Raw genomic sequence first — 21665 nt, 5'->3', positions numbered from 1 at the left:
TGCTCTGGGTTAGGCATTCTGTGGCGCAGGCATTTTAGGCTCAATGGTCATTGCCGGGGTCGCACAATGCGTTTATTGTGATCGTCGGCTTTGTTGCCATGACATTTTAAAGAAGGATTTAGGGCGTGACTAAACTACGTGTTGGGGTGATCTTTGGGGGCAAATCAGCGGAGCATGAGGTTTCGCTGCAGTCGGCAAAAAATATTCTGGATGCCATCGACAAAGAGAAGTTTGACGTCACGCTGCTGGGCATTGATAAGCAGGGGCAATGGCACCTTAACGATGCCTCCAACTTCCTGCTGAATGCGGAAAACCCGGCGTTGATCGCGCTGAACCACTCGAATAAAAACGTGGCGCTGGTCCCTGGGTATGAGAAACAGCAACTGATTGAAGCCGATGGTGCTGGTGCGTTGGGGCAGCTTGATGTGGTATTCCCCATTGTCCACGGCACCTTGGGGGAGGATGGTTCGCTGCAAGGGCTGCTGCGCATGGCGAATATGCCGTTCGTGGGGGCGGGCGTGTTGGGTTCGGCGGTCAGCATGGACAAAGACGTTACCAAACGTCTGCTGCGAGATGCCGGGCTATCAGTAGCTCCGTTCGTCACGCTGACGCGTTCCAACCGCAACAACTACAGCTTTGCTCACTTAAGTGAAAGCCTGGGGCTACCGCTGTTTGTTAAACCGGCGAATCAGGGGTCCTCTGTTGGGGTCAGCAAGGTGCATGACCAGGCTGAATTCGAACAGGCTATCGCCCTGGCATTCAGTTTCGACCATAAAGTGCTGGTGGAATCGGCTATTGTTGGCCGTGAGATCGAATGCGCGGTATTGGGCAATGATAATCCGCAGGCCAGCGTCTGTGGTGAAATCGTCTTGACCGATGAGTTCTACTCTTACGACACCAAGTACATTAATGAGCAAGGCGCGCAGGTGGTGGTACCGGCGGCGATCGATCAGGATGTCAGCGATAAAATCCGCGAGGTGGCATTGCAAGCCTTCAAGGCGCTGGATTGCTTGGGTATGGCACGTGTCGACGTGTTCCTGACGCCGGACAATAGCGTGATTATCAACGAAATTAATACGTTGCCTGGTTTCACTAATATCAGCATGTATCCAAAACTGTGGGGAGCCAGCGGGGTGAGCTATAGTCAACTGATCACCATTTTGATTGAGCTGGCGCTGGAGCGGCATCAGCAGGATCGCGGGCTGAACAGTTCGGTGTTTGACAGCAAGTAAATGGCGTTTTCCTGGCACTCTCCGAGTTGAAGAGTGCCAGAGAACAACGGTTTATTTCACCGTTACGTCGATATCGCCAAAGTACTTCTTGGACAGTTCGCCAATGGTGCCTTGCTGCTTCACCTTAGCAATGGCGTCGTTGAGCTTTTTCAGCGTCGCGGTGTCGTCTTTGCGCAGGCCGAAGGCGATGCCTTCGCCGAGGATCTTGTCGTCCTGTACCGCCTCGCCCACAAACGCAAAGCCTTTACCATCCGGATGCGCCAGGAAACCGCTCTGCCCGGCAGGAGCCATGATCAGTGTGGCATCCAGGCGGCCAGCGGTCAGATCCAGATAAACCTGGTTTTGATCCTGATAGGACACCACATCAACCCCTTCCGGTGCCCAGTGTGCCTTGGCATAGTTTTCCTGAATGGAACCCTGCAACACGCCGACGTGCTTACCCGCCAGCGATTTGGCATCGGGCTTCAGGCCGCTGTCGGCCTTGGCAATCAGGCGGTTTGGCACCTGGTAGATCGAATCGGTAAACGCAATCGCCTGTCTGCGCTGCTCGGTGACGTTCATCGCCGAGTTAATTACGTCAAATTTGCGGGCCTGTAGCGCCGGGATTAGACTGTCGAATGAGGTTTCTACCCAGCTGCATTTGACCTGTGCGGCGGCGCACACGGCGTTACCCAGATCGATATCAAACCCTTCCAACTGGCCGCTGGCGGATTTGGACTCGAAAGGCGGATACAGGGCTTCAAGCCCAAAACGCAGGCTATTCTCAGCCGCTAGTGTGGAACCGGCTGCCAGTAAACATCCCGCCGCGATCAGCGTTTTCAGTGTTTTTTTCATTGTTGTTGCTTCCCCATGGTAAAAATCAATGGATCACACCTGGCACAGACGGCGAGCGCCTTCCAGCAGGGTGTCATTATCTTTCGAGAAACTAAGCCGGATAATGCCGGTATCGGTACCGTCGCTGTAGAACGCCGACAGCGGGATGGTGGCCACCTTGGCTTCGCGGATCAAGCGCACCGCAAAGTCGTTGTCGCTTTCATTACTGAAACCGCTAAAGCGGGCCAACATAAAGAAGCTGCCACGGCTAGGCAGTAACTCAAAGCGTGACTTTTGCAACGCGGCTGCCAGCAGATCGCGCTTTTGCTGATAGAACTCCGCCAACCCCAAGTAGCTTTGTGGATTATTCAGGGCGGCGGCAAAGGCATATTGCATCGGCGTATCGGCAGAGAACACCATAAATTGGTGCACCTTGCGGATTTCGTCCATCAGCGCTGCCGGTGCCATGCAGTAACCGACGCGCCAACCGGTGACGTGATAGGTCTTGCCAAAGGAAGAGACGATCACGCTGCGTTCTGCCAGAGCAGGATGGCAGGCCATGCTGTGGTGAATGCCGCCGTCGAAGACCACGTGTTCATACACTTCATCGGAAAGAATGACGATATCGGTATGGCGGGTCAGGGCGGTCAGGCGCTCGATATCGTGTTCATCGAATACGCTGCCGGTAGGGTTATGCGGGCTGTTGACGATGATCATTCGCGTTTTGCTGTTGATTGCCGCCGCCACCTCATTCCAATCGATGGTTAAATCTTGCAGCGAAAGCTTGATGGCAACCGGAGTTGCCCCTTGCAGGCGCACAATCGGGGCGTAGCTGTCGAAGGCGGGTTCGAAATAGATCACCTCATCGCCGGGATGCACCAGCGCGCTGATGGCGGAGTACAACCCTTCGCTGGCGCTGGCGATCACCGTGATTTCGTCGTCGGCGTCATAGCGGGCGCCATACAGCCGCTCAACTTTTTCCGCCAGTGCATGACGTAATGCTGCTACACCGCTCATTGGGGCGTACTGGTTATGACCTGCACGCATGGCTTGGGCGACGCCCTCAACCAGTTGCACATCACAGGCAAAATTGGGTGCGCCCTGTGACAGATTCAGGGCTTGATGTTCGGCGCTCAGTTGGCCAATCACGGTGAAAATGGTAGTGCCAACGTCCGGCAGTTTCGAACGTTGCGAGCAGGCGCTGTGCATGGTGGGCTCCTGGCAAAAGAATCGAGTGTCGAATGATTAAGCATCAGTTAGGATGGGCTAACAAGAGAAAATTCGTCATGCTTGCCATGCAGCCAGATCATGGCTGACAGTGAAAATAAATGCAGGTATCGGGATTTATTATGCAAACATCGCTGCCGTCGCTCGACGTGCTGAAGACCTTTGTGGTGGTCGCTGAGCGGCTCAATTTCACCCATGCGGCCCAGGCACTGCATCTAACGCAGGGCGCGGTCAGCCGCCAGATCCTGGGATTGGAACAGCAGCTGGGTTACCCGCTGTTTAGCCGCCGCGCGCGTGGGCTGACGCTAACGCCACAGGGCGCGCTGCTGTTGGCGCCGGTGCAGCTGGCGTTAGAGCAATTGGCGCAAGCGCTGGCCAAGGCCGGGGAACAGCCGGGTACGCTCCGCGTCAAATGCCCAACCTGTGCGATGCGCTGGGTATTGCCGCGTATTATTCGCCTGCAGAATGAACGGCCAGAGATGCATATCGAACTGACCGCGTCGGTGTCGCACGGGCTGGATTTTGGCAGCGAACATTTTGATGCGGCGGTGGTGTTTGGCAAACCTCAGGGCAAACGGCTGGTGGTGCACCACCTGTTTGATGAGATCCTGACGCCAGTCTGCACGCCAAACTATCTGCCTGACCTGGTTCGGCCACCAGAACCTGCCGAGCTGGCGGAGACAACCTTGCTGCATCCTACGCGCGATCGCCGTGATTGGTTGCTATGGTTGAAAGCGGCGGGGCAGACGGCTTTGCCCTCAGCCAAGTCACAGCATTTTGATACGCTCGATCTGGCGATGAGCGCCGCTTTACAGGGCTGTGGTATCGCCATTGGCGATTTGTGCCTGCTGGAGGAGGATATTCAAGCCAATCGCATTATTACGCCGTTCCCGATCAGCGTGGTCAGTGGTGCCGCCTATTATCTGGTTTACCCCGAACATGCGGTGGTGCCTGTGGCCTTAACCCGGCTGGTGGAGTGGCTGGGGGCAGAGGCGCAAGCCAGCCGGAGCAGACTGCATCATCTGCTAACAACAACGCAGACGAATTGATTCTGCAAACAAAAAGAGTATGGCAAACTGCGTGCTCACATCTATTAATGCCTCCTGGCCGACATTGCCGGCGGGGACGTGCCTGAGAATCAAATTATGAAATGGCTTTGTGTGGTGAGTATGTTGTCCGGCCTGGCTATCAGCCCGGTTTTTGCGCAGGAAAGCAGTGCGACCCAAGGGATTTATGCTCAGGAGCGTGATGCCTTTGTCTCTAACCTGATGAAGCAGATGACGCTGGAAGAGAAAATCGGCCAGCTACGTTTGATCAGCGTTGGGCCAGATAACCCGAAAGAGGCCATTCGTGACGGCATCAGCAAAGGCCAGATCGGGGCGATCTTTAACACCGTGACCCGTCCGGATATCCGCGTGATGCAGGATCAGGCCATGCAGCTCAGCCGTCTAAAGATCCCCCTGTTTTTTGCTTATGACGTGGTCCATGGCCAGCGTACCGTATTCCCGATCAGCCTGGGGCTGGCGGCGAGCTTTGATCTGGAGGCTATCGCCCTGAGCGGACGTGTTTCAGCCCAGGAAGCCAGTGATGACGGCCTGAACATGACCTTCTCACCGATGGTCGATATTACCCGCGATCCGCGTTGGGGCCGGGTATCTGAAGGGTTCGGAGAGGATACCTGGCTGGTATCGAAGATTGCCAAGGTGATGGTGGATGCCTACCAGAATGGCGATCCGTCCAAGCCGGGTTCGGTGATGGCCAGCGTGAAGCATTTTGCCCTGTATGGCGCAGTTGAAGGGGGCCGTGACTACAACACCGTCGATATGAGCCCGTTGCGTATGCATCAGGATTACCTGCCGCCATATAAGGCGGCGGTAGATGCTGGTAGCGGTGGTGTGATGGTTTCGCTTAACTCGATCAACGGCGTACCGGCAACGGCCAATCCGTGGCTGCTGAAAGATCTGCTACGTGATCAGTGGGGTTTTAAAGGCATCACCATCAGCGATCACGGTGCGATTAAAGAGTTGATTAAGCATGGCGTGGCCGCGGATGCGCGTGACGCGGTGCGCTTGGCGATCACCTCAGGGGTCGACATGAGCATGAGCGACGAGTATTACGACCAATACTTGCCGGGTTTGGTGAAGGATGGCCTGGTTTCTGAAAGCGAGATCGACCGTGCCTGCCGCGATGTGCTGAACACCAAATATGATATGGGCCTGTTTAAAGATCCGTATAACCACCTTGGTCCGGTAGGGTCCGACCCGCAGGATACCAATGCCGAAAGCCGTCTGCACCGTGCGGAAGCCCGCGTGATTGCCCGTAAAACGATGGTGCTGCTGAAAAATGACAAGCAGACGCTGCCATTGCAAAAGCAGGGCACTATTGCGCTGATCGGGCCGATGGCCGACAGCCAGCGCGATATCATGGGAAGCTGGTCGGCGGCAGGCGTGGTGAAGCAGTCGATCACCGTGCGTGAAGGTCTGCAGAATGCGGTGGGTGATAAGGCCAGCATCTTGTACGCCAAAGGGGCCAATATCACTCAGGACAAGAGCATTGTTGATTATCTGAACGAGTATGAAACTGCGGTCGCCTTTGATACACGCCCGCCACAACAGATGATTGATGAAGCGGTAAAGATCGCCAAACAGGCCGACGTGGTGGTGGCGGTAGTAGGGGAAGCGCAGGGAATGGCTCATGAAGCCTCTAGCCGGGCAGACATCACCATTCCGCAAAGCCAGCGTGACCTGATCGCAGCGTTGAAAGCCACTGGTAAACCGCTGGTTCTGGTGCTGATGAATGGCCGTCCGTTGGCATTGAGCTGGGAAAGTGAACAGGCTGATGCGATGCTGGAAACCTGGTACAGCGGCACCGAAGGCGGTAACGCCATCGCCGACGTGCTGTTTGGTGACTACAACCCTTCCGGTAAGCTGCCAATGACTTTCCCACGTTCGGTGGGGCAGATCCCGATTTACTACAACCATCTCAACACTGGCCGACCGTTCGGCAAGGAAAACCCGGGCAAGTACACTTCGCGCTACTTTGATTCGCCAAATGGCCCACTGTATCCGTTTGGTTATGGTCTGAGTTATAGCCAGTTTGCCCTGTCCGATTTCAAACTCTCCAGCCCCGAGATGGCGCGCGACGGCAAAATTACCGCCAGCGTGATGTTGAAAAACACCGGTAAATATAACGGTGCCACCGTGGTACAGCTGTATGTGCAGGATGTGACCGCCTCGGTCAGCCGCCCGATCAAGGAGCTGCGTAACTTCAAGAAGGTGACGTTGCGTGCCGGGCAGGAACAGCGGGTGGAACTACCTATCACCGAGGACGATCTGAAGTTTTATAACGCCAGCCTGAAATGGGGCGCGGAGCCGGGTAAATTCAACGTGTTTGTTGGCCTGGACTCGGACAATCTGCAACAGCAGAGCTTTATCCTGAAATAAGTTTGTGAGCGTTTACTTTTGTTACTGACCCCTCACCCCAACCCTCTCCCACAGGGAGAGGGAGCAGGTATGGAGCCGTTGTCAGGTGCCGGAGTCAATTTTTGGCACTTTAAATCTAGAGCGAAGATCAAATACTAGAGTTACGTTGTGGCACGTTCAATCCCCTCTCCTGGGGGAGAGGGTTAGGGTGAGGGGGTCTTTACCAGCTCAAAGATCTGCTCTCCCTTTTCTATGAGTACCCATCATCGGAGATCCCATCATGAAAAGATATCTGGACTGTAGCGCCAGCGATCTGGCCAACATCAGCAAAGACGATCTGATCTACGCCATCCGTGCCAGCGAAGGGCGCATTCTGGTCAGTGAGACCATCGCGGTCACTCAGCCGCTGCTCAATAACGTCACTAATGCTGAACTGGCTGCCAGCCAGGGGGCCGACATCCTGTTGCTGAACCTGTTTGATGTCAATCAGCCGCACATTGCCGGGCTACCTGGCGATGTGCCACCAGAAGAAGCCATACGTGAGCTACAACGGCTGACCGGGCGCGTCATTGGGGTCAATCTGGAAGCCGTCGATCCGGCGTTTGCCACCACGCATAATGAGTTCTGGCAGATGACGGCGGGGCGCGCAGCCACGGCGGAAAACGCCCGAAAATTGTATGAGCTTGGCGCTCGCATGGTGGTCTTGACCGGTAACCCGAATAACGGCGTCAGCAACCAGGCGATTGCCGAGGCGCTGAAGCACATTCGTGATGAAGTGGGCGATAAGTTGGTGCTGGTGACCGGCAAAATGCACGGTGCCGGGATTGTGCGTGAAAGCGGCAGTCAGTTGATCACCGAGCAAGATATTGCACTATTCATTGAAAACGGGGCTGACATTGTTCTATTACCTGCACCGGGCACTATCCCTGGCATGTCGCAGGAAAAGGTCGCTGCGCTGATTGCATTTACTCAGCAACAGGGCGCGCTGGCGATGACCGCCATCGGCACTTCTCAGGAGGGGGCCGATGTGCAAACCCTTCGCCAGATTGCCCTGATGAGCAAAATGGCCGGAGCAGATCTGCACCATATTGGCGATACCGGCTATCTTGGCTTGGCGTTGCCGGAGAATATCTTTGCCTACAGCGTGGCGATCCGTGGTGTACGCCACACCTATACACGCATAGCTCGCTCCGTTAACCGCTAGCGTTTCAGGTTCCACACTCAATTTGTGGAGCGTTAAGTTCCCTCATCCCAGCCCTCTGTTGGGATGAGAGGCATCACCGAACTCATTCTCTTTCTTTTCTCGCCTTGTTTGATCCGGTTGATTGTTTAGTTCTCGCTATCGCTATATCATTTTGTATATAACGATAATCCACCGGAAACTCCCATGTTCAAACGCCTATTACTGCTTGCCATTCTCTTCTCATCCGCCGCTTTGGCGGATCGCCAGGTCACCGATCAACTCAACCGCACCGTGACGCTGCCGGACCACATTACCCGAGCCGTGGTGCTACAACATCAGACATTAAACTTGCTGGTACAGCTAGACGCCATGCCGCAGGTGGTTGGCGTGCTCAACAGTTGGCAGAAACAGCTGGGGCCCAACTATTTACGGCTGGCTCCGAGCTTGGCCAAGATGCCCATGCCGGGCGATCTTACGGCGGTCAATATTGAAAGCCTGCTGGCTCTGCACCCGCAGGTAGTGTTTGTGGCCAACTATGCCCCGGCAGATATGATCGCCCAAATCGAACGTGCCTGTATTCCGGTGGTGGCGATCTCGCTGCGCCGTGAACCGGTGGCTCAGGCTGGGAAAATCAACCCTGTGTTAGAAAATGAAGATCGGGTTTATAACCTTGGCTTGCAGGATGGTATTCGCCTGATTGGCAAGGTGATGGGCCGCGAAGCGCAGGCGGATACGATGGTGAAAGATGTTTTCCAACAGCGCGCGTTGGTGGCCAAGCGTCTGCAGGATATCCCAGAGGATCAACGGGTGCGGGTCTATATGGCCAACCCGGATCTCACCACTTACGGTTCGGGTAAATACACCGGCCTGATGATGCAACATGCCGGTGCCGTCAACGTAGCGGCCAAAGACATTCAGGGCTTTAAGCAGGTTTCTATCGAAGACGTGCTGAAGTGGAACCCGGCGGTGATCTTTGTGCAAGAGCGTTATCCCGACGTGGTGCAGCAGATCCTGACTTCGCCACAGTGGCAGGCGATTGACGCGGTGAAACACCAACGGGTTTACCTGATGCCAGAATATGCCAAAGCCTGGGGCTACCCAATGCCGGAAGCATTGGCGCTTGGGGAACTGTGGATGGCAAAAACGCTCTACCCACAGCGTTTCACCGACGTTGATCTGCAACAGCATGTAGACGCTTACTATCAACGCTATTACCGTGCCACTTGCTGCCAGAGCGGCAAATGAAGCTGGGGTTGTTGCTACTGCTCACGGCCTGCTGCGCACTGCTCTCCCTGGGTATTGGCCGCTATCCGGTCACGGCTGGCCATAGCCTGATGATTTTGTTGGAGCCGGTTATCGGTCAGCATGCAGATATCACGGCGATCGAACGGCAGGTGATCCTTGGCGTGCGTGTACCGCGCGTGCTGTTGGCGATGGGGGCGGGTGCGGCCTTGGCGCTGTGTGGGGCGGCCTTGCAAGGGGTCTTTCGTAACCCGTTGGTCGATCCACATATTATCGGCGTCTCTTCTGGCGCTGCTTTTGGCGGCACCTTGGCGATCCTGCTTGGTCTGCCGGTATTGATGCTGTTGCTGAGTGCCTTCGTCTTTGGCATGTTGGCGCTGTTGCTGATTTTTGTCATCACCAGCGCCATCGCCCGGCGTAATATTCTTTCTTTGGTGCTGGCTGGGGTGATCCTTAGTGGCTTCTTTTCCGCCTGCGTCAGCCTGGTGCAATACCTGGCCGATAGCGAAGAGAAGCTGCCTAGCATCGTATTCTGGTTACTTGGCAGCTTTGCCACGGCGGATAGCCATAAATTGCTGATGTTGTTCCTGCCGCTACTGCTGGCCGGTGGCCTGTTATTGGCACTGCGTTGGCGTATTAACCTGCTTTCTTTGGGGGATGAGGATGCGGTTGCGTTAGGGATTAACGTTGAACGCACCCGTTGGTTGATCCTGACGCTGTGTGCGGCGATCGTGGCTGCACAGGTGGCAGTCAGCGGCAGCATTGGCTGGGTAGGGTTGCTGATCCCGCATTTGGCGCGCCTGCTGGTGGGGCCAGACCATCGGCGTTTATTACCTGCCGCGATGTGCCTTGGGGCGTTGTATATGGTGCTGATCGACGATTTGGCGCGCACCTTAAGCAGCAGTGAAATTCCTTTGGGTATTCTCACCGCTCTGATCGGCGCTCCTTTGTTTGCCTTGCTGCTACGGCGTGCGCAGGTAAGGGGCTGGAATGGCTGAAACGCTGCTACAGGTCAGCAACCTGAGCTTTGGCTGGCCAGGTCAACCCAAGTTGTTCCAACAACTCGATTTGCATCTGCAACGCGGCGAAGTGCTGGCAGTGCTTGGCCCCAACGGGCGTGGCAAAAGCACCTTGATGCAACTCTTGTTGGGCGCTTTGCCGTTACAGCAAGGGAGCGTTGTCGCTCATTGCGGATTAGGGTTTGTGCCGCAATATTTCACGCCGTCGTTTGCCTACAAGGTGCTGGATATTGTGTTGATGGGCCGGGCTCGGCATGTCGGACTGTTCCGTTCGCCTTCGGCTGAGGATCATCAGTTAGCCAAACAGGCCCTTTATTCGCTGGATATGCTGGCATTTGCCGATCGCGAGTTTGGCAGCCTTTCCGGCGGCCAGCGCCAATTAGTGCTGATAGCCCGGGCGTTGGCGATGGCTTGTGAAGTGCTGATCCTCGACGAGCCGACCTCGGCACTGGATTTACACCATCAGGACCGGGTGCTGACCATGATCGACCAACTGGCACGAGAACGGCAGATGGCGGTGATATTCTCGACTCACCAACCTAATCATGCTTATGCCGTGGCAGACCGCGCACTCTTGCTGGGGGCTGAAGGGCGCCATCAGTTGGGCTGTTGCCAGCAGGTGCTGACGGCAGACAATCTTGCGCCGCTGTTCCATTTGCCGATTGAACGGGTATCCGTTCCCTTTGCAGGCAGCCAACTGGAAACGTTAGTGCCCATCTTCCACAGCCAACGGGAGCGCAACCGTGAATAGCATTACTCTTTTTGCCGCAGGAAGCCTGAGGTTGGCGTTCACTCCGCTATTGGCGGCGTTTGAGCAGGAGAGCGGTTACCGGGTCGAGGCCACCTTTGGCCCGGCGGGGATGCTGCGGGAACGGATTGAACAAGGAGAAAGGCCGCAGGTGTTTGCCTCTGCCAATCTTGAACATCCACAGCGGCTGGTGGCCCTCGATTTTGCGCAGGCGGTACAGCCGTTTACCCGTAATCGCCTATGCGCCACGGTGCGTAATATCCCGGAGTTAACGCAACCGGATTTGCTGACGTTGCTATGCGACCCACAATGGCGTGTTGGCACCTCGACACCGGTAGCCGATCCTTCCGGTGACTATGCGCAACAGTTGTTCGAGCGCCTGGAGCAGTGCTTGCCGGGGCAGGGGAGTGCATTGCGTAGCAGGGCAGTGGCGCTGGTGGGTGGGCCAGATTCTGCGCCCATACCGGCGGGCCGGTTGGCTGCAGAATACCTGCTTGCGGAAGGTCTGGCGGATATCTTTTTTGGCTACGCCAGCTATGCCAATGCCTTAGCCGCCTGCGTGCAGGTAAAAGTGCCTAGATTGCCTACCGTGCTCGACTTCAAAGTGACCTATGGACTGTGTCTACTGAACGAAGGTAGTGTGGCCGCGCAGGCGTTGGTGGCCTTTATTCTAGGCGTTAGAGGGCAGAGGATTTTACAGCGCATGGGCATGCTGGTGTTAGACTAATGCTTTACTATCAACAACATTAAGTTATTAGCTTAATAATTTATCGGCTTGGTAACTTGTTTATTAGGTTTGCCAGCTCACTTGTTTATTAACTTGTTAAGCTGGCAAGTTGTTGAGTTACTCAGATCTTCTTTAACAGGGCCAGCAATTGCGCCTCGCTCTTGTCGGCCAAAGTGTCGATGGCCAACTTGATCACATCGGAACGGGTAATGCGCACGATGCCGTTACGCGCCGCATGACCGATCACTTCGTCGATCATCTCCACGTGGTTATCCGTCAGGCTGACGGACAGCGCTTTATAAATGCGCTTACGGCCCTGGGGCTTTTCGGCAGGTGCTGCGGGGGCAGGAACAATCAACGTATGCGACGTAGCGCTGTTGATAAATTCATCTTCCGACATGCGGTGGGTTGGCGTACGTTTTTTCACAGGATCACCTCGGTTACCAGGCTTTCGATTTCGTGCTGGGCTTTTTCATTGTGCGCTTCATGCACGGTTAGTGCTTCGCCCCAGGCATCGCGATAAATTTTGCGATCGCACAGGCGATTGTTCACCAACTTCAGTTCCGGGTATTCACTCAGCACTTCGGCCGCTTCGTTGGCTTCGTTAATGAAGATATTGGTTGGGCACAGGTTGAGCACAATGTGGCCTTTTACCTTTTCATTGTATTCCTGGGCGGTGGAGAACATCTCGGACAGGTAGCCGATGGTATCCAGGTCCATCTGCGAAGGGCGCAACGGCGAGATAAACAGATCGGCGGCCAGCAGTCCGGAGCGTAATTCTGCGCTGTCGCGGCCAGCGGTATCGACAATCACATAATCGTAGTGACGATTCAGTTCCAGCAGGGTTTCTTTGATCTTGCCTGAGGCGGCCACCACTGGGATCTGTGGAAGCCCTTCAACATTCTGACGGTCGTTGAACCAGGTCATGATGGATTTCTGGTCGTCGGCATCGACGATAATGGCCGTTTTCTTCTGCTGCAGGATCAGATATCCGGCGATGTTTACCGCCATGGTCGATTTGCCGACACCGCCTTTCTGCGAACCAATCAAAACAATCATGTTGCCATCTCTCAAGTTGCCAAGCAGATAACTTACTAATCAACTAACTTAATAAGTTAATGCGCTTGCTAGGTTGGTAATTAAATGAGTTAACAAGTGCGTATGACGACAATATGCCCCATTGGCAGCGGCTTGCCAAGTAGTGAAAGTCTTAACTTGTGGGTTTACTTGTTTATCAACTTACTAACTTGGTAAGTAATTAGTTGAGAAAAAGGACTAAAATAGGCGTTGGATTTAACTAAGTTAATACCTTAACAGGTTGGTATTTTGTGAAATGATTAAGGTAGGAGTCTGGCGGAACCGCATGTCGGATGCGGTCCCGCTTGGGGGGATACGCTACTTTTTCATCATGTTTTTCAGATTGGCGAAGGGGTTATGTGTGGCTAACCCTACGTCTTTCTGTGCATCTTCACCAGCGACCACCGTGGAGCCATACTGATCGGCTTCGGTGTATTTTGAGTGTTCATGATCGTGGCAGTACAGGCACAGCATCTCCCAGTTGCTACCGTCTTCCGGGTTGTTGCTGTGGTCATGATCGATGTGATGCACCGTCAGTTCACGCAGGTTGGAGTAAACAAATTCGCGTGAACAGCGCCCGCAGACCCACGGGAAGATTTTCAGTGCTTTTTCGCGGTAACCGGTTTCCAGTCGCGCGTAGTTTTTTGGAATGTATGCCATGTGGGCACCTACAGGATCAGAATAATATTGCGCCCAATATTACCACAAACCCCATGCGGACAAGCTAGTGGAATCGTTCTACCGCCCAGTCGATAAAGACCCGCAGTGTGGCACTGAGATGGCGTTGGGTAAATGACGGGGCAAAATAAATGAGCTAGGGCATGGAGCACTGGCCTGATTGCCTGTCTGACGCATCATGGCCAAATCTGTCACAAGGCTTCCCATCGGCAAGAACTAAAAATGAAAAGGTGTTTTACATAAATAAAACAATGTTTCATTTTTCGTGATTAAGATCTCGAATCAATCACGTACCGGGAGTAAAACAAAATCCAGCATGGTATCACTGTGCCCATCGAAGGCACATTGCTCCCTTCACCTTTCAAGCTACAGCACCGTAGGCTAGGGGATCTTTTGCCCAAGCAAACTGCGGCTTGGGATCTATTGGGTAACAAGAAATCCGTCCTTCCTACATAAATAATGTAAATAATGAGGGATATCGTGGACATATTGTTGAGTTTGGTAAAAACACCATCGGTTATCATTGCGATCGTCGCCTTCCTGGGGCTGATTTTCCAACGAGCACCGATTTCAAGGATTATCACCGGGACCTTACTCTCCTTCATCGGTTTCACCATGATCAAGGTGGGTGGCAGCATTTTGATGAAGGTGTTAACTGCGTTCAGCTCACTGTTTTCTAACGCATTTAATATTGTCGGGGTGGTGCCGAGCAACGAAGCCATTATGGCGGCGACCATCGATAAACTGGGGGCGACAGCTGCGGTGATCCTGCTGTTCTCCATGTTGCTGAATATTTTGCTGGCGCGATTTACCCGCTTTAAAAATATCTATCTTTCCCTGCATCTGGTGCTGTTTATGGCTTTTGCGCTGACGGCAGTGCTGGCCGAACTGGGTTACAGCCATGTTGCTATCGTGACTATCGCTTCAATCTTCATTGGCTGTTACATGGCAATATCACCGTATATATTGAGCAAGTTCAGCCGGGATATTATTGGCTCAAATGATTATGCCATTTCTCATGCGGCTATTTCCTCGTATATTATTGGTTCTTATATGGGAAAATGGTTCGGTAATAAAAAGCACGACACCGAACACGTGGTGATCAGCAACAAGTTTGACTTTATTCGTGAGCCTAACGTCGCTACGCTGTTAACGATGTTAATCCTGCTGGTCATTTCCAGCATTTTCGCCACACAACCGCAGGTTAAGGACGCCATGGTCATGGTTTATGGTGCCGGGGCTGCCGATAAAAACGTGCTGATCTTTGTGTTGGAACAGTCGGCGATTTTTGCCTGTGGACTGTATATGGCCAAGGCTGGGGTCAACATGTTTACCGCAGAGATCGTGCCAGCGTTCAAAGGGTTTGCCAAAGTGTTCGCCCCAGGCGCTGTGCCAGCAGTGGATGTGATGGTGCTGTTTACCAAGGCGCCTAATGCCACCCTGATCGGTTTCCTGGTCAGTTTCCTGGTGGAATTAGTCTGTATCCTGATTTTCCCGTTTATCGGTTTGCCGATTATTGTGCCCGGCATTATGGCCAGCTTTATTACCGGCGGTGCGGCGGCGATATTTGGTAACGCGACCGGCGGGTTCCGTGGGGCTATCATTGCCAGCACCATCAACGGCCTGCTGCTGTGTGTGTTCCCGGCGCTGACGCTGCATCTGTTCGCTGGCCTGGGGGCCAATGGCGTAACCTTTGCCGATCCGGACTTCACCATTTCATCGCTGCTGATCAACACCGTGTTTGGGTGGTTTAAGTAATATTTCACCGTCAGCGGCGACCGCTTCTCATCAACTCTGCTCTCTTCAGTTTGCCACCCCTTAAGGGGTGGCTTCTGTTGTCCTTCCTAACGTTATTCCGAAGGCGGAAACATTAAGCGCATCAGGGCAATTTCCTTCAATACACTCCCGCTGTAACCCGGCACGCTGGCACCTGTAACTCTCTTTTACAGGTGCTGACTATGACGCTTTATCTTTCTATGGCCGCTTTTGCGTTGGCCTCCTCTATTACTCCCGGTCCGGTAAACATCGTGGCACTTAGCTGTGGCGCGCAGTTTGGCTTCACGACCAGCCTGCGGCACGTGACCGGCGCGACCTTGGGCTTTACGTTATTACTGGTATCGGTTGGCTTGGGAATGCATGAAGTGCTTACCTTATGGCCGGGGCTGACCACCGTTATTCTCTGGGGCGGCGTGGCTTTTCTGCTCTATATGGCCTATCAGCTTGCTGCGGATGACGGGAAACTGAGCCAGGGTAATCGGCAACAAACCCCCTCTTATTGGTATGGTGCCTTGCTGCAATTGCTGAACCCCAAGGCCTGGTTAGCTTCAGTTGCCAGTATGGGGGCCTTTGTCGGTGATGGGGAGATGCGGTTGCTGTGGCAATTTGCCGGGCTCTATTTTGTGATTTGCTACCTGTCGATAGCCTGTTGGGCCTACGCTGGGGCGATGCTTAGCGGCCTGTTGCAGCGGGCGCACAATCTGCGGCGCTTTAACCGCTTGATGGCGCTGCTGCTGGCGTTCAGCGCCTGTTACTTGCTGGCAGAGGGGATCTGATACTGGCCGGGGGTGGCTGCCAGCAGCTGTTTGAAGGTGCGCTGAAAGTGCGCCTGATCGGCAAACCCGCTTTCGTTGGCGGCAGCTGCAATGGAGAAGCCCTGTTTCAGTAGCCGCTGGCCGTGCTGGACGCGCTGATTGACCAGATAGGCATGAGGCGTCATGCCGTAGCGTTTCTTGAATGCGCGGATCAGGTAAGAAGGGGAGAGTCCGGATGCTTGGCAGATCGACTCTAACGTCAGTGACTGGGTGCAATGAGTACGGATAAACGCCGCAGCCATTTCCAATTTAGGGGTCATATCCTGCTGCGGAACCGGAGACTCTCCGAGTAACTGCGGCAGGTTACTGAAGTAATCCACCAAGGCGATCTGTTTTTCCAGATGGCAACAGAGCGGATCGGTCAGTACCCCATACAGCTGATTCAGGCCGCTAAACAGCGCCTTATCCTGGCTGATAATCTGCTTGAACGGAATAAAGCCCGCGGTAGGGTCCTGCTGAAGCGTTGCCAACCAGTGCTGGTCGATATAAAACATGGTATAGGCCCAACGCTGGTCGCCAATGGGGTTGCAGCCGTGAGCCTGTTGTGGGTTGATGATCACCACATCACCGGTTTTCACCTGGAGGTGCTGTTCGCCGTTAACATAGGTACTGGTACCGGCGGTGATGGTGCCAATACAGAAGAACTCGTGGCTGTGCAGCGCATAACAGAGCTTGCGGCCATCTTCGACGGCGCGGGCCTCAACGAACGGCAGGCGTTCATCGCGCCAGAATTGTGGGGCATATTGGCTCATCGTCTCTTCTCTCGCGTTGTTACGGGGAGAGTTTGTTATAGCGCAAATAGTATCGTGTGGTCGAGAGGGAACAGGAAAATGGTAGCGTGGTTGCAACGATTGGCTTTGCCGCCGGTGGTGATGGCAGTTTGTGCTGCTGGGATGGCGGCAACCTGCTGGCTCACCGAGGGGGGCTGGCAAGATAACCTGCTTATTCTCTTGGCCGCTGGCGTATTGGCGGTGGCTTCCGTGGCGATCATGTTTAGTGCCAGTTATGCTTTTCACCGGGCGGGTACCACGCTACATCCACAAAAATTTCAGCGGGTCAGCGCGTTGTTGGTTAACGGAGTTTTCCGTTTCAGCCGTAATCCGGTGTATCTGGGGCAGATCCTGCTGTTGGCGGCTTGGGGGCTATTTCTGGGAGGGATCGGCGTCTGGATATGGTGGGGGCTGTTTTTTGCCTACCTGGATCGCGTGCAGATCCCGCGTGAAGAGGCGTTCCTACGAGACAACTTTGGGCAAGACTATCGGGTGTTTTGCGACCAGGTAAGGCGTTGGCTTTGAGGCCCCTCACCCTGTGGGTGAGGGGGAATTTTGATGCTGAATATCAATCTTCTTCTTCGTTACGCGCCATCATTTGCCGCTGGTGCTCATCACTGGCCGCCTGGATCTCCTCCAGCACCGAGTCAACGTCGGCCCGCTTGCTGGTTTCAACAAACTTACCGGTCAGCTCTGTCTCCGGGGTCAGGTTGCCTTCCTGGTACAGCGCCCAAATCTCTTTGGCATACTTGCTGCCCAGCAGCTGCGGCGCATACTGGCCGTAGTAGTGAGTCATATTGTTGATATCGCGTTCAAACATGCTTTTGGCGTGGTTGTTGGCGGCGGCATCTACCACCTGCGGCAGATCGATTATCACCGGCCCGTCTTTATCCATCAGCACGTTGAACTCTGACAAATCGCCGTGAACCAGCCCAACACAGAGCATGCGCACGGCATAGTTCATCATCAAGGCGTGATCGTTCAACGCCTGTTCCGGTGTTAACGTGACGTCACTCAGGCGTGGGGCTACCAGACCTTCTTCATCGGTGATCAGCTCCATCAGCAATACACCGTCCAGGCAGATATCCGGCTGTGGCACACGTACGCCAGCCTTGGCCAGCAGGTATAGCGCGTCCACTTCGGTATTCTGCCAGGCCTCTTCCTGCTGTTGGCGGCCAAATTTGGAACCTTTACTCATGGCGCGTGCATCGCGGCTATTGCGCACCTTGCGGCCTTCCTGGTAGTTCACGGCCTGCTTGAAGTTGCGTTTATCGGCTTCTTTGTACACTTTGGCGCAGCGGATCTCTTTACCGCAACGCACGATAAATACGTCGGCTTCTTTGCCACTTTTCAAACGGCGGATGACGTCGTCGATTAAACCATCATCTACCAATGGCTGGAGTCGTTTTGGAATTTTCATGCAGCCTTGTACCCTATTTAGGCTCCGCTGTGAATATTTGCTTATGGTCTTAATGAAAAATCAGACCAAAAAGGCAAAAATGGGTTTTGCCGCCGGGGTGGTACATTGCCTCCCCGGAGGACCTTACTCTGCTTCGGCCATGACCCAGACGCTAACGCTGCCGCCGTTGACCGGGAAGGCTGCGCTACCGTGCTCATCCGTCATGATATCGTCCTCGCGGTTGCCGAGAAAGTCACGCCAGGATTTATGCGCAAAATTTTCGCCTAGTGCGACGGTTTTACTGCTTTCGGCCCCGTTGGTCATCACCACCACGCAACCCGGCTGCTCTGCAGTGCCACTGCGGCTGAAGGCGATGCAGTGCGGGTCGTCAAAATAGTCGTGTTGTTCGCCGTTGGCAAAGCGTTGACGCGCCTGGATCAGTTTCTCCAGTTCGGCAATCACCGGCATTTCAATCTGGTATTCCTGGCCATCATCGCCTTGATCGCTATAACTGGCACCGTACAGATCCGGGTAAAACAGGCAAGGAACGCCTTGTTCACGCAGCAGGATCAGGGCGTAGGCCAGCGGTTTGAACCAGGGTTCGACCGGCGCTTCGAGCGATTGCAACGGCTGAGTGTCATGGTTTGCCACCAGGGTTACCGCATGGGCAGGATCGACGGCGACCAGCGTATCGGTAAACAGCTGTGACATATCGTAACCATCGCCCTGTTTTGACGCCAGATGGAATTTCAGCTGTAGCGGTACGTCGAACAGCATCACCTTACCATCGACCAGTGCTAAATACTGTTGTAATGCCGCCAGATCGTGTGACCAGTATTCGGCCACGATAAACAGATCGCGCTGTGCCGCATCGCGCACGTGATCTGCCCAGTCTTTAAAGAACCAGGCTGGGATATGTTTGGTGGCATCCAGCCGGAACCCGTCACAAGGCAGGATTTCCATCAACCAGCGTGCCCAGTATTTTAGCTCCTCAACGACGGCTTGGTTACGGAACTCCACGTTGGCACCCATCAAATAGTCAAAGTTGCCGTTTTCGTCGTCAACCTGATCGTTCCAACCCTCTTCGCCGTAGTCATTGGCAATTTTGAAGATGCCTTTGTCATCCGGTTGCTCGATATAATCGACGCCGCTAAAGCAGGTGTAGTCCCAGATAAATTCGGAATAGGTCCCTTGCCGCCCTGGGAAGGTAAAGCGAGTGTAGGCCAGTGCGTCAAGGCCAACCTCTGCGATATCGTTACGGTTATCTTCATCGACCTTATAGACGTGCACCTGCTCTTTTTCATCGGCGCCGATCTTGTGGTTGAACACCACGTCATAGATCACCCGGATCTGATGCTCGCGCAGGCTATTAACGGCCTGCGTCAACGCCTCTTTGTCGCCATATTTGGTGGCGCGGGTGCCTTTTTGATCAAACTCCCCCAGATCGAACAGATCGTAGCTGTCATACCCCACCGAATAGCCACCCGCAGCCCCTTTATAGGCTGGTGGCAGCCATAGATCGGTCACACCTAGCTCGGCCAGGGCGGGGGCACGTTCGGTGACCTCCTGCCATAGCCTGCCACCATCCGGGTAGTACCAATGGAAAAACTGTAACAGCGTGGTCTTTTTCGTCATCAGTCAGTACCCCGATTCGTCAGTAAACGTGTGCCAAATGCTAGACCCCTCTAAGCATGGGCCACTTTTGGCAAAAGGGAAAATAGCTAGCGTTAGCCTGCAAGCAGAGTAGCCTCTTGGCGCGGAGAGAGTATGGCCGATTTGCCCGCCGCCCGTGAACTGTGAGCCGTTTCACCGTTCGGGCGTTTCCGTTATGTGAAGATATAACCAATTGATAACAAAATACTAACTATAGCAGGGAGTAGGGATGATGGATTACCCGATGGGCATTTCCGCGCTGGTGACTTTGGTGGTGATCGCCTTATGGGCAACGTCGCGTTTGCCGGAGTATCTGGTTGCGCTGCTGTTTTTTGCTGCGGTGATGGTGTTACAGCTAGCGCCGACGGCCGTGGTGTTTTCCGGGTTTGCCTCATCGGCATTCTGGCTGGTATTGAGCGGCTTTGTGCTGGGAACGGCCATTCGTTCTACGGGGCTGGCCGATCGGCTGGCCAACCGCATTCTGCCGCTACTGGCCGGTTCCTGGCCACGGCTGGTGGGCGGTGTGGTAGCCATCAGCTATGCGCTGGCCTTTGTCATGCCGTCGAATATGGGGCGTATTACCCTGCTGATGCCGATCATCATGGCATTGGCCGAACGTGCCGGGTTGGCGGAAGGATCACGTGGCCGCTACGGCCTGGCGCTAGCGGTGGGGTTTGGCACCTTCCAACTTTCGGCCAGCATTCTGCCTGCCAACGTACCTAATCTGGTCATGAGCGGGGCGGCAGAAAGCGCCTATGGCATTCACTTTACCTATCTGGCTTACCTGCTGCTGCATGCACCGATCCTGGGCCTGGCGAAAGGCGCGTTGCTGACGTTATGCATCTGCTGGCTATTCCGTGCCAAACCACAGCCGGTGGAAAAAACCACCGAGCAGAGTCCACTTAGCGTGGCGGAATGGCGGTTGATCGCGCTGTTGCTGATCACGGTGCTGTTGTGGATCACCGATAGCTGGCACGGCATCGCTCCCGCCTGGGTAGGGCTGACTGCTGCCTGCGTTTGCCTGTTGCCGCGCATTGGTTTCCTGACGGGGGAGCAGTTTGCTGCCGGTGCCAACATTCGCACCTGTCTCTATGTGGCCGGGATCCTTGGGTTGACGGCTTTGGTGAGCCATTCCGGGTTGGGGGACTGGTTAGGCAGCGCGTTGCTGAACGTCATACCGCAAACCCAGGACCGGCCATTTACCGCTTTTGGCATGGTGATCGGTATTACGACGCTGTTGAATTTTGTCGTGACGGCCAATGGCGTACCCGCGCTGTTCACGCCGCTGGCACAGGTTCTGTCAGAGGGGAGTGGCTTGCCGCTAACCACGGTATTAATGACGCAGGTGATTGGCTATGCTACGCCGCTGCTGCCGTATCAGGCATCACCGATTGTGGTGGCAATGGGGATGGGGAAAGTTCCACCGCGTGAAGGACTGAAACTGTGTCTGCTGCTGGCCCTGTTAACCTTTGGGCTGTTGGTGCCGTTGGATTATCTGTGGTTCGGGTTATTGGGCTGGTTTGGCTGACAAGCAAAAGGCGGCACCAAGGCCGCCTCTTTGCAAAAACTGTTTAACGATTAGTTATAGATAATCGCGGTGCCGTGCAGTTTGTTGCTGCCGGTTGTTGCGATGATCTGGAAGGATTTGGCGCCGGCTGCATCCGCTTTAGCCGCCAGTTTATTTTCCAGCGATGTCAGGTCAGAAGCGCCACTCACGGTGATCACGCCTGATTGTTGCAGATCGGCCGGTTGGCTGCTGACCAAATCTGCGGCGAAGCTACCGAAAGATACAGAAGCTAGTGCGATGGCGGCGAGGGTCATTTTCAGGTTTTTCATAATGGTTTCCTATCTCTACATGAGCAATAAAAGTTTTTGTGTTATCCC

General features: G+C 54.5%; 21 protein-coding genes. 12 read left to right on the top strand and 9 right to left on the bottom strand.

Annotated features, from left to right (window positions below; genetic code table 11):
• Positions 1-125: 125 nt before the first annotated feature.
• Positions 126-1232, top strand: coding sequence for a D-alanine--D-alanine ligase (ddlA, locus tag IMQ33_RS21370; RefSeq protein WP_196061989.1), 1107 nt, complete (start codon positions 126-128; stop codon positions 1230-1232).
• A 51-nt stretch (positions 1233-1283) separates the two neighbouring features.
• Here ddlA and IMQ33_RS21365 read toward each other — a convergent pair whose 3' ends face one another.
• Both IMQ33_RS21365 and IMQ33_RS21360 read right to left on the bottom strand, forming a co-directional pair.
• Positions 1284-2066 (bottom strand): ABC transporter substrate-binding protein, encoded by a 783-nt coding sequence (locus tag IMQ33_RS21365; RefSeq protein WP_065686784.1) that lies wholly within the window; start codon positions 2064-2066, stop codon positions 1284-1286.
• Between the two features lie 33 nt (positions 2067-2099).
• Positions 2100-3254 carry a pyridoxal phosphate-dependent aminotransferase gene (locus tag IMQ33_RS21360; RefSeq protein ID WP_196061988.1) on the bottom strand — a complete coding sequence of 385 codons (1155 nt, stop codon included), beginning with the start codon at positions 3252-3254 and terminating at the stop codon, positions 2100-2102.
• A gap of 140 nt (positions 3255-3394) precedes the next feature.
• Between IMQ33_RS21360 and IMQ33_RS21355 the strand changes: the two genes are divergently transcribed.
• The 7 genes from IMQ33_RS21355 (at position 3395) to IMQ33_RS21325 (ending at position 11613) form a co-directional block, all read left to right on the top strand.
• A complete protein-coding gene (locus IMQ33_RS21355; RefSeq protein WP_196061987.1) occupies positions 3395-4321 on the top strand; it encodes a LysR substrate-binding domain-containing protein in 927 nt (308 codons plus the stop codon).
• A gap of 96 nt (positions 4322-4417) precedes the next feature.
• Complete coding sequence (gene bglX, locus IMQ33_RS21350) at positions 4418-6715, top strand: beta-glucosidase BglX (RefSeq protein WP_065686787.1); 2298 nt, start codon at positions 4418-4420, stop codon at positions 6713-6715.
• A 259-nt stretch (positions 6716-6974) separates the two neighbouring features.
• Complete coding sequence (locus IMQ33_RS21345; RefSeq protein WP_196061986.1) at positions 6975-7898, top strand: haloacid dehalogenase-like hydrolase; 924 nt, start codon at positions 6975-6977, stop codon at positions 7896-7898.
• A 183-nt stretch (positions 7899-8081) separates the two neighbouring features.
• On the top strand, positions 8082-9122 hold the full coding sequence (locus IMQ33_RS21340; RefSeq protein WP_196061985.1) for an ABC transporter substrate-binding protein: 1041 nt from the start codon (positions 8082-8084) through the stop codon (positions 9120-9122).
• Positions 9119-10117 (top strand): iron ABC transporter permease, encoded by a 999-nt coding sequence (locus tag IMQ33_RS21335; protein ID WP_196061984.1) that lies wholly within the window; start codon positions 9119-9121, stop codon positions 10115-10117. The genes IMQ33_RS21340 and IMQ33_RS21335 overlap by 4 nt, the downstream gene beginning before the upstream one ends.
• Positions 10110-10889, top strand: coding sequence for an ABC transporter ATP-binding protein (locus IMQ33_RS21330; protein ID WP_196061983.1), 780 nt, complete (start codon positions 10110-10112; stop codon positions 10887-10889). The genes IMQ33_RS21335 and IMQ33_RS21330 overlap by 8 nt, the downstream gene beginning before the upstream one ends.
• Positions 10882-11613, top strand: a complete 732-nt coding sequence (locus IMQ33_RS21325; protein ID WP_196061982.1) for a substrate-binding domain-containing protein — start codon at positions 10882-10884, stop codon at positions 11611-11613. Before IMQ33_RS21330 ends, IMQ33_RS21325 begins: the two co-directional genes overlap by 8 nt.
• A 121-nt stretch (positions 11614-11734) precedes the next feature.
• Here IMQ33_RS21325 and IMQ33_RS21320 read toward each other — a convergent pair whose 3' ends face one another.
• From IMQ33_RS21320 to yajD, 3 genes are all read right to left on the bottom strand, one after another.
• Positions 11735-12040, bottom strand: a complete 306-nt coding sequence (locus IMQ33_RS21320; RefSeq protein ID WP_065686793.1) for a hypothetical protein — start codon at positions 12038-12040, stop codon at positions 11735-11737.
• Positions 12037-12672 (bottom strand): division plane positioning ATPase MipZ, encoded by a 636-nt coding sequence (locus IMQ33_RS21315; RefSeq protein WP_024485357.1) that lies wholly within the window; start codon positions 12670-12672, stop codon positions 12037-12039. The genes IMQ33_RS21320 and IMQ33_RS21315 overlap by 4 nt, the downstream gene beginning before the upstream one ends.
• A gap of 336 nt (positions 12673-13008) precedes the next feature.
• Entirely contained in the window at positions 13009-13350 is a 342-nt protein-coding gene (yajD, locus tag IMQ33_RS21310) for an HNH nuclease YajD (protein ID WP_021180444.1), read from the bottom strand.
• Between the two features lie 498 nt (positions 13351-13848).
• Between yajD and IMQ33_RS21305 the strand changes: the two genes are divergently transcribed.
• Positions 13849-15126, top strand: coding sequence for a PTS ascorbate transporter subunit IIC (locus tag IMQ33_RS21305; RefSeq protein WP_161711848.1), 1278 nt, complete (start codon positions 13849-13851; stop codon positions 15124-15126).
• Positions 15127-15326: 200 nt separating this feature from the next.
• A complete protein-coding gene (locus IMQ33_RS21300; protein WP_065686795.1) occupies positions 15327-15920 on the top strand; it encodes a LysE family translocator in 594 nt (197 codons plus the stop codon).
• On the opposite strand, the gene IMQ33_RS21295 is transcribed toward IMQ33_RS21300, so the two are convergent.
• Complete coding sequence (locus IMQ33_RS21295) at positions 15896-16711, bottom strand: AraC family transcriptional regulator (protein WP_196061981.1); 816 nt, start codon at positions 16709-16711, stop codon at positions 15896-15898. The genes IMQ33_RS21300 and IMQ33_RS21295 overlap by 25 nt on opposite strands.
• Positions 16712-16789: 78 nt before the next feature.
• Between IMQ33_RS21295 and IMQ33_RS21290 the strand changes: the two genes are divergently transcribed.
• Positions 16790-17254: an isoprenylcysteine carboxylmethyltransferase family protein gene (locus IMQ33_RS21290; protein ID WP_196061980.1), complete on the top strand. Its 465-nt coding sequence runs from the start codon at positions 16790-16792 to the stop codon at positions 17252-17254.
• A 43-nt stretch (positions 17255-17297) separates the two neighbouring features.
• On the opposite strand, the gene IMQ33_RS21285 is transcribed toward IMQ33_RS21290, so the two are convergent.
• Together IMQ33_RS21285 and amyA are read right to left on the bottom strand one after the other, a co-directional pair.
• The gene (locus IMQ33_RS21285) at positions 17298-18149 is read right to left on the bottom strand and encodes a PA4780 family RIO1-like protein kinase (RefSeq protein ID WP_065686797.1); all 852 of its coding nucleotides are present in this window, start codon (positions 18147-18149) and stop codon (positions 17298-17300) included.
• Positions 18150-18272: 123 nt separating this feature from the next.
• Positions 18273-19763 (bottom strand): alpha-amylase, encoded by a 1491-nt coding sequence (gene amyA / locus IMQ33_RS21280; RefSeq protein ID WP_173409609.1) that lies wholly within the window; start codon positions 19761-19763, stop codon positions 18273-18275.
• A gap of 247 nt (positions 19764-20010) precedes the next feature.
• Between amyA and IMQ33_RS21275 the strand changes: the two genes are divergently transcribed.
• Complete coding sequence (locus IMQ33_RS21275) at positions 20011-21309, top strand: SLC13 family permease (protein WP_186528619.1); 1299 nt, start codon at positions 20011-20013, stop codon at positions 21307-21309.
• Between the two features lie 50 nt (positions 21310-21359).
• On the opposite strand, the gene IMQ33_RS21270 is transcribed toward IMQ33_RS21275, so the two are convergent.
• A complete protein-coding gene (locus IMQ33_RS21270) occupies positions 21360-21617 on the bottom strand; it encodes a YdgH/BhsA/McbA-like domain containing protein (RefSeq protein WP_024527443.1) in 258 nt (85 codons plus the stop codon).
• Between the last annotated feature and the right edge of the window lie 48 nt (positions 21618-21665).

It is taken from the genome of Serratia sp. Res13-Sevr-LER1-36-b, assembly GCF_015673035.1.
GTDB classification, from domain to species: Bacteria; Pseudomonadota; Gammaproteobacteria; order Enterobacterales; family Enterobacteriaceae; genus Chania; species Chania fonticola_C.
Note: the sequence above shows the minus strand (reverse complement) of the source record. Positions and strands in the feature narration are given on the sequence as shown.

Bases quoted from the DNA above. Each gene is read 5' to 3' on its own strand.
- IMQ33_RS21365 (WP_065686784.1), bottom strand. From the start codon at position 2,066: ATGAAAAAAACACTGAAAACGCTGATCGCGGCGGGATGTTTACTGGCA.
- IMQ33_RS21360 (WP_196061988.1), bottom strand. From the start codon at position 3,254: ATGCACAGCGCCTGCTCGCAACGTTCGAAACTGCCGGACGTTGGCACT.
- IMQ33_RS21355 (WP_196061987.1), top strand. From the start codon at position 3,395: ATGCAAACATCGCTGCCGTCGCTCGACGTGCTGAAGACCTTTGTGGTG.
- bglX (WP_065686787.1), top strand. From the start codon at position 4,418: ATGAAATGGCTTTGTGTGGTGAGTATGTTGTCCGGCCTGGCTATCAGC.
- IMQ33_RS21345 (WP_196061986.1), top strand. From the start codon at position 6,975: ATGAAAAGATATCTGGACTGTAGCGCCAGCGATCTGGCCAACATCAGC.
- IMQ33_RS21340 (WP_196061985.1), top strand. From the start codon at position 8,082: ATGTTCAAACGCCTATTACTGCTTGCCATTCTCTTCTCATCCGCCGCT.
- IMQ33_RS21335 (WP_196061984.1), top strand. From the start codon at position 9,119: ATGAAGCTGGGGTTGTTGCTACTGCTCACGGCCTGCTGCGCACTGCTC.
- IMQ33_RS21330 (WP_196061983.1), top strand. From the start codon at position 10,110: ATGGCTGAAACGCTGCTACAGGTCAGCAACCTGAGCTTTGGCTGGCCA.
- IMQ33_RS21315 (WP_024485357.1), bottom strand. From the start codon at position 12,672: ATGATTGTTTTGATTGGTTCGCAGAAAGGCGGTGTCGGCAAATCGACC.
- yajD (WP_021180444.1), bottom strand. From the start codon at position 13,350: ATGGCATACATTCCAAAAAACTACGCGCGACTGGAAACCGGTTACCGC.
- IMQ33_RS21300 (WP_065686795.1), top strand. From the start codon at position 15,327: ATGACGCTTTATCTTTCTATGGCCGCTTTTGCGTTGGCCTCCTCTATT.
- IMQ33_RS21295 (WP_196061981.1), bottom strand. From the start codon at position 16,711: ATGAGCCAATATGCCCCACAATTCTGGCGCGATGAACGCCTGCCGTTC.
- IMQ33_RS21290 (WP_196061980.1), top strand. From the start codon at position 16,790: ATGGTAGCGTGGTTGCAACGATTGGCTTTGCCGCCGGTGGTGATGGCA.
- IMQ33_RS21285 (WP_065686797.1), bottom strand. From the start codon at position 18,149: ATGAAAATTCCAAAACGACTCCAGCCATTGGTAGATGATGGTTTAATC.
- amyA (WP_173409609.1), bottom strand. From the start codon at position 19,763: ATGACGAAAAAGACCACGCTGTTACAGTTTTTCCATTGGTACTACCCG.
- IMQ33_RS21275 (WP_186528619.1), top strand. From the start codon at position 20,011: ATGATGGATTACCCGATGGGCATTTCCGCGCTGGTGACTTTGGTGGTG.
- IMQ33_RS21270 (WP_024527443.1), bottom strand. From the start codon at position 21,617: ATGAAAAACCTGAAAATGACCCTCGCCGCCATCGCACTAGCTTCTGTA.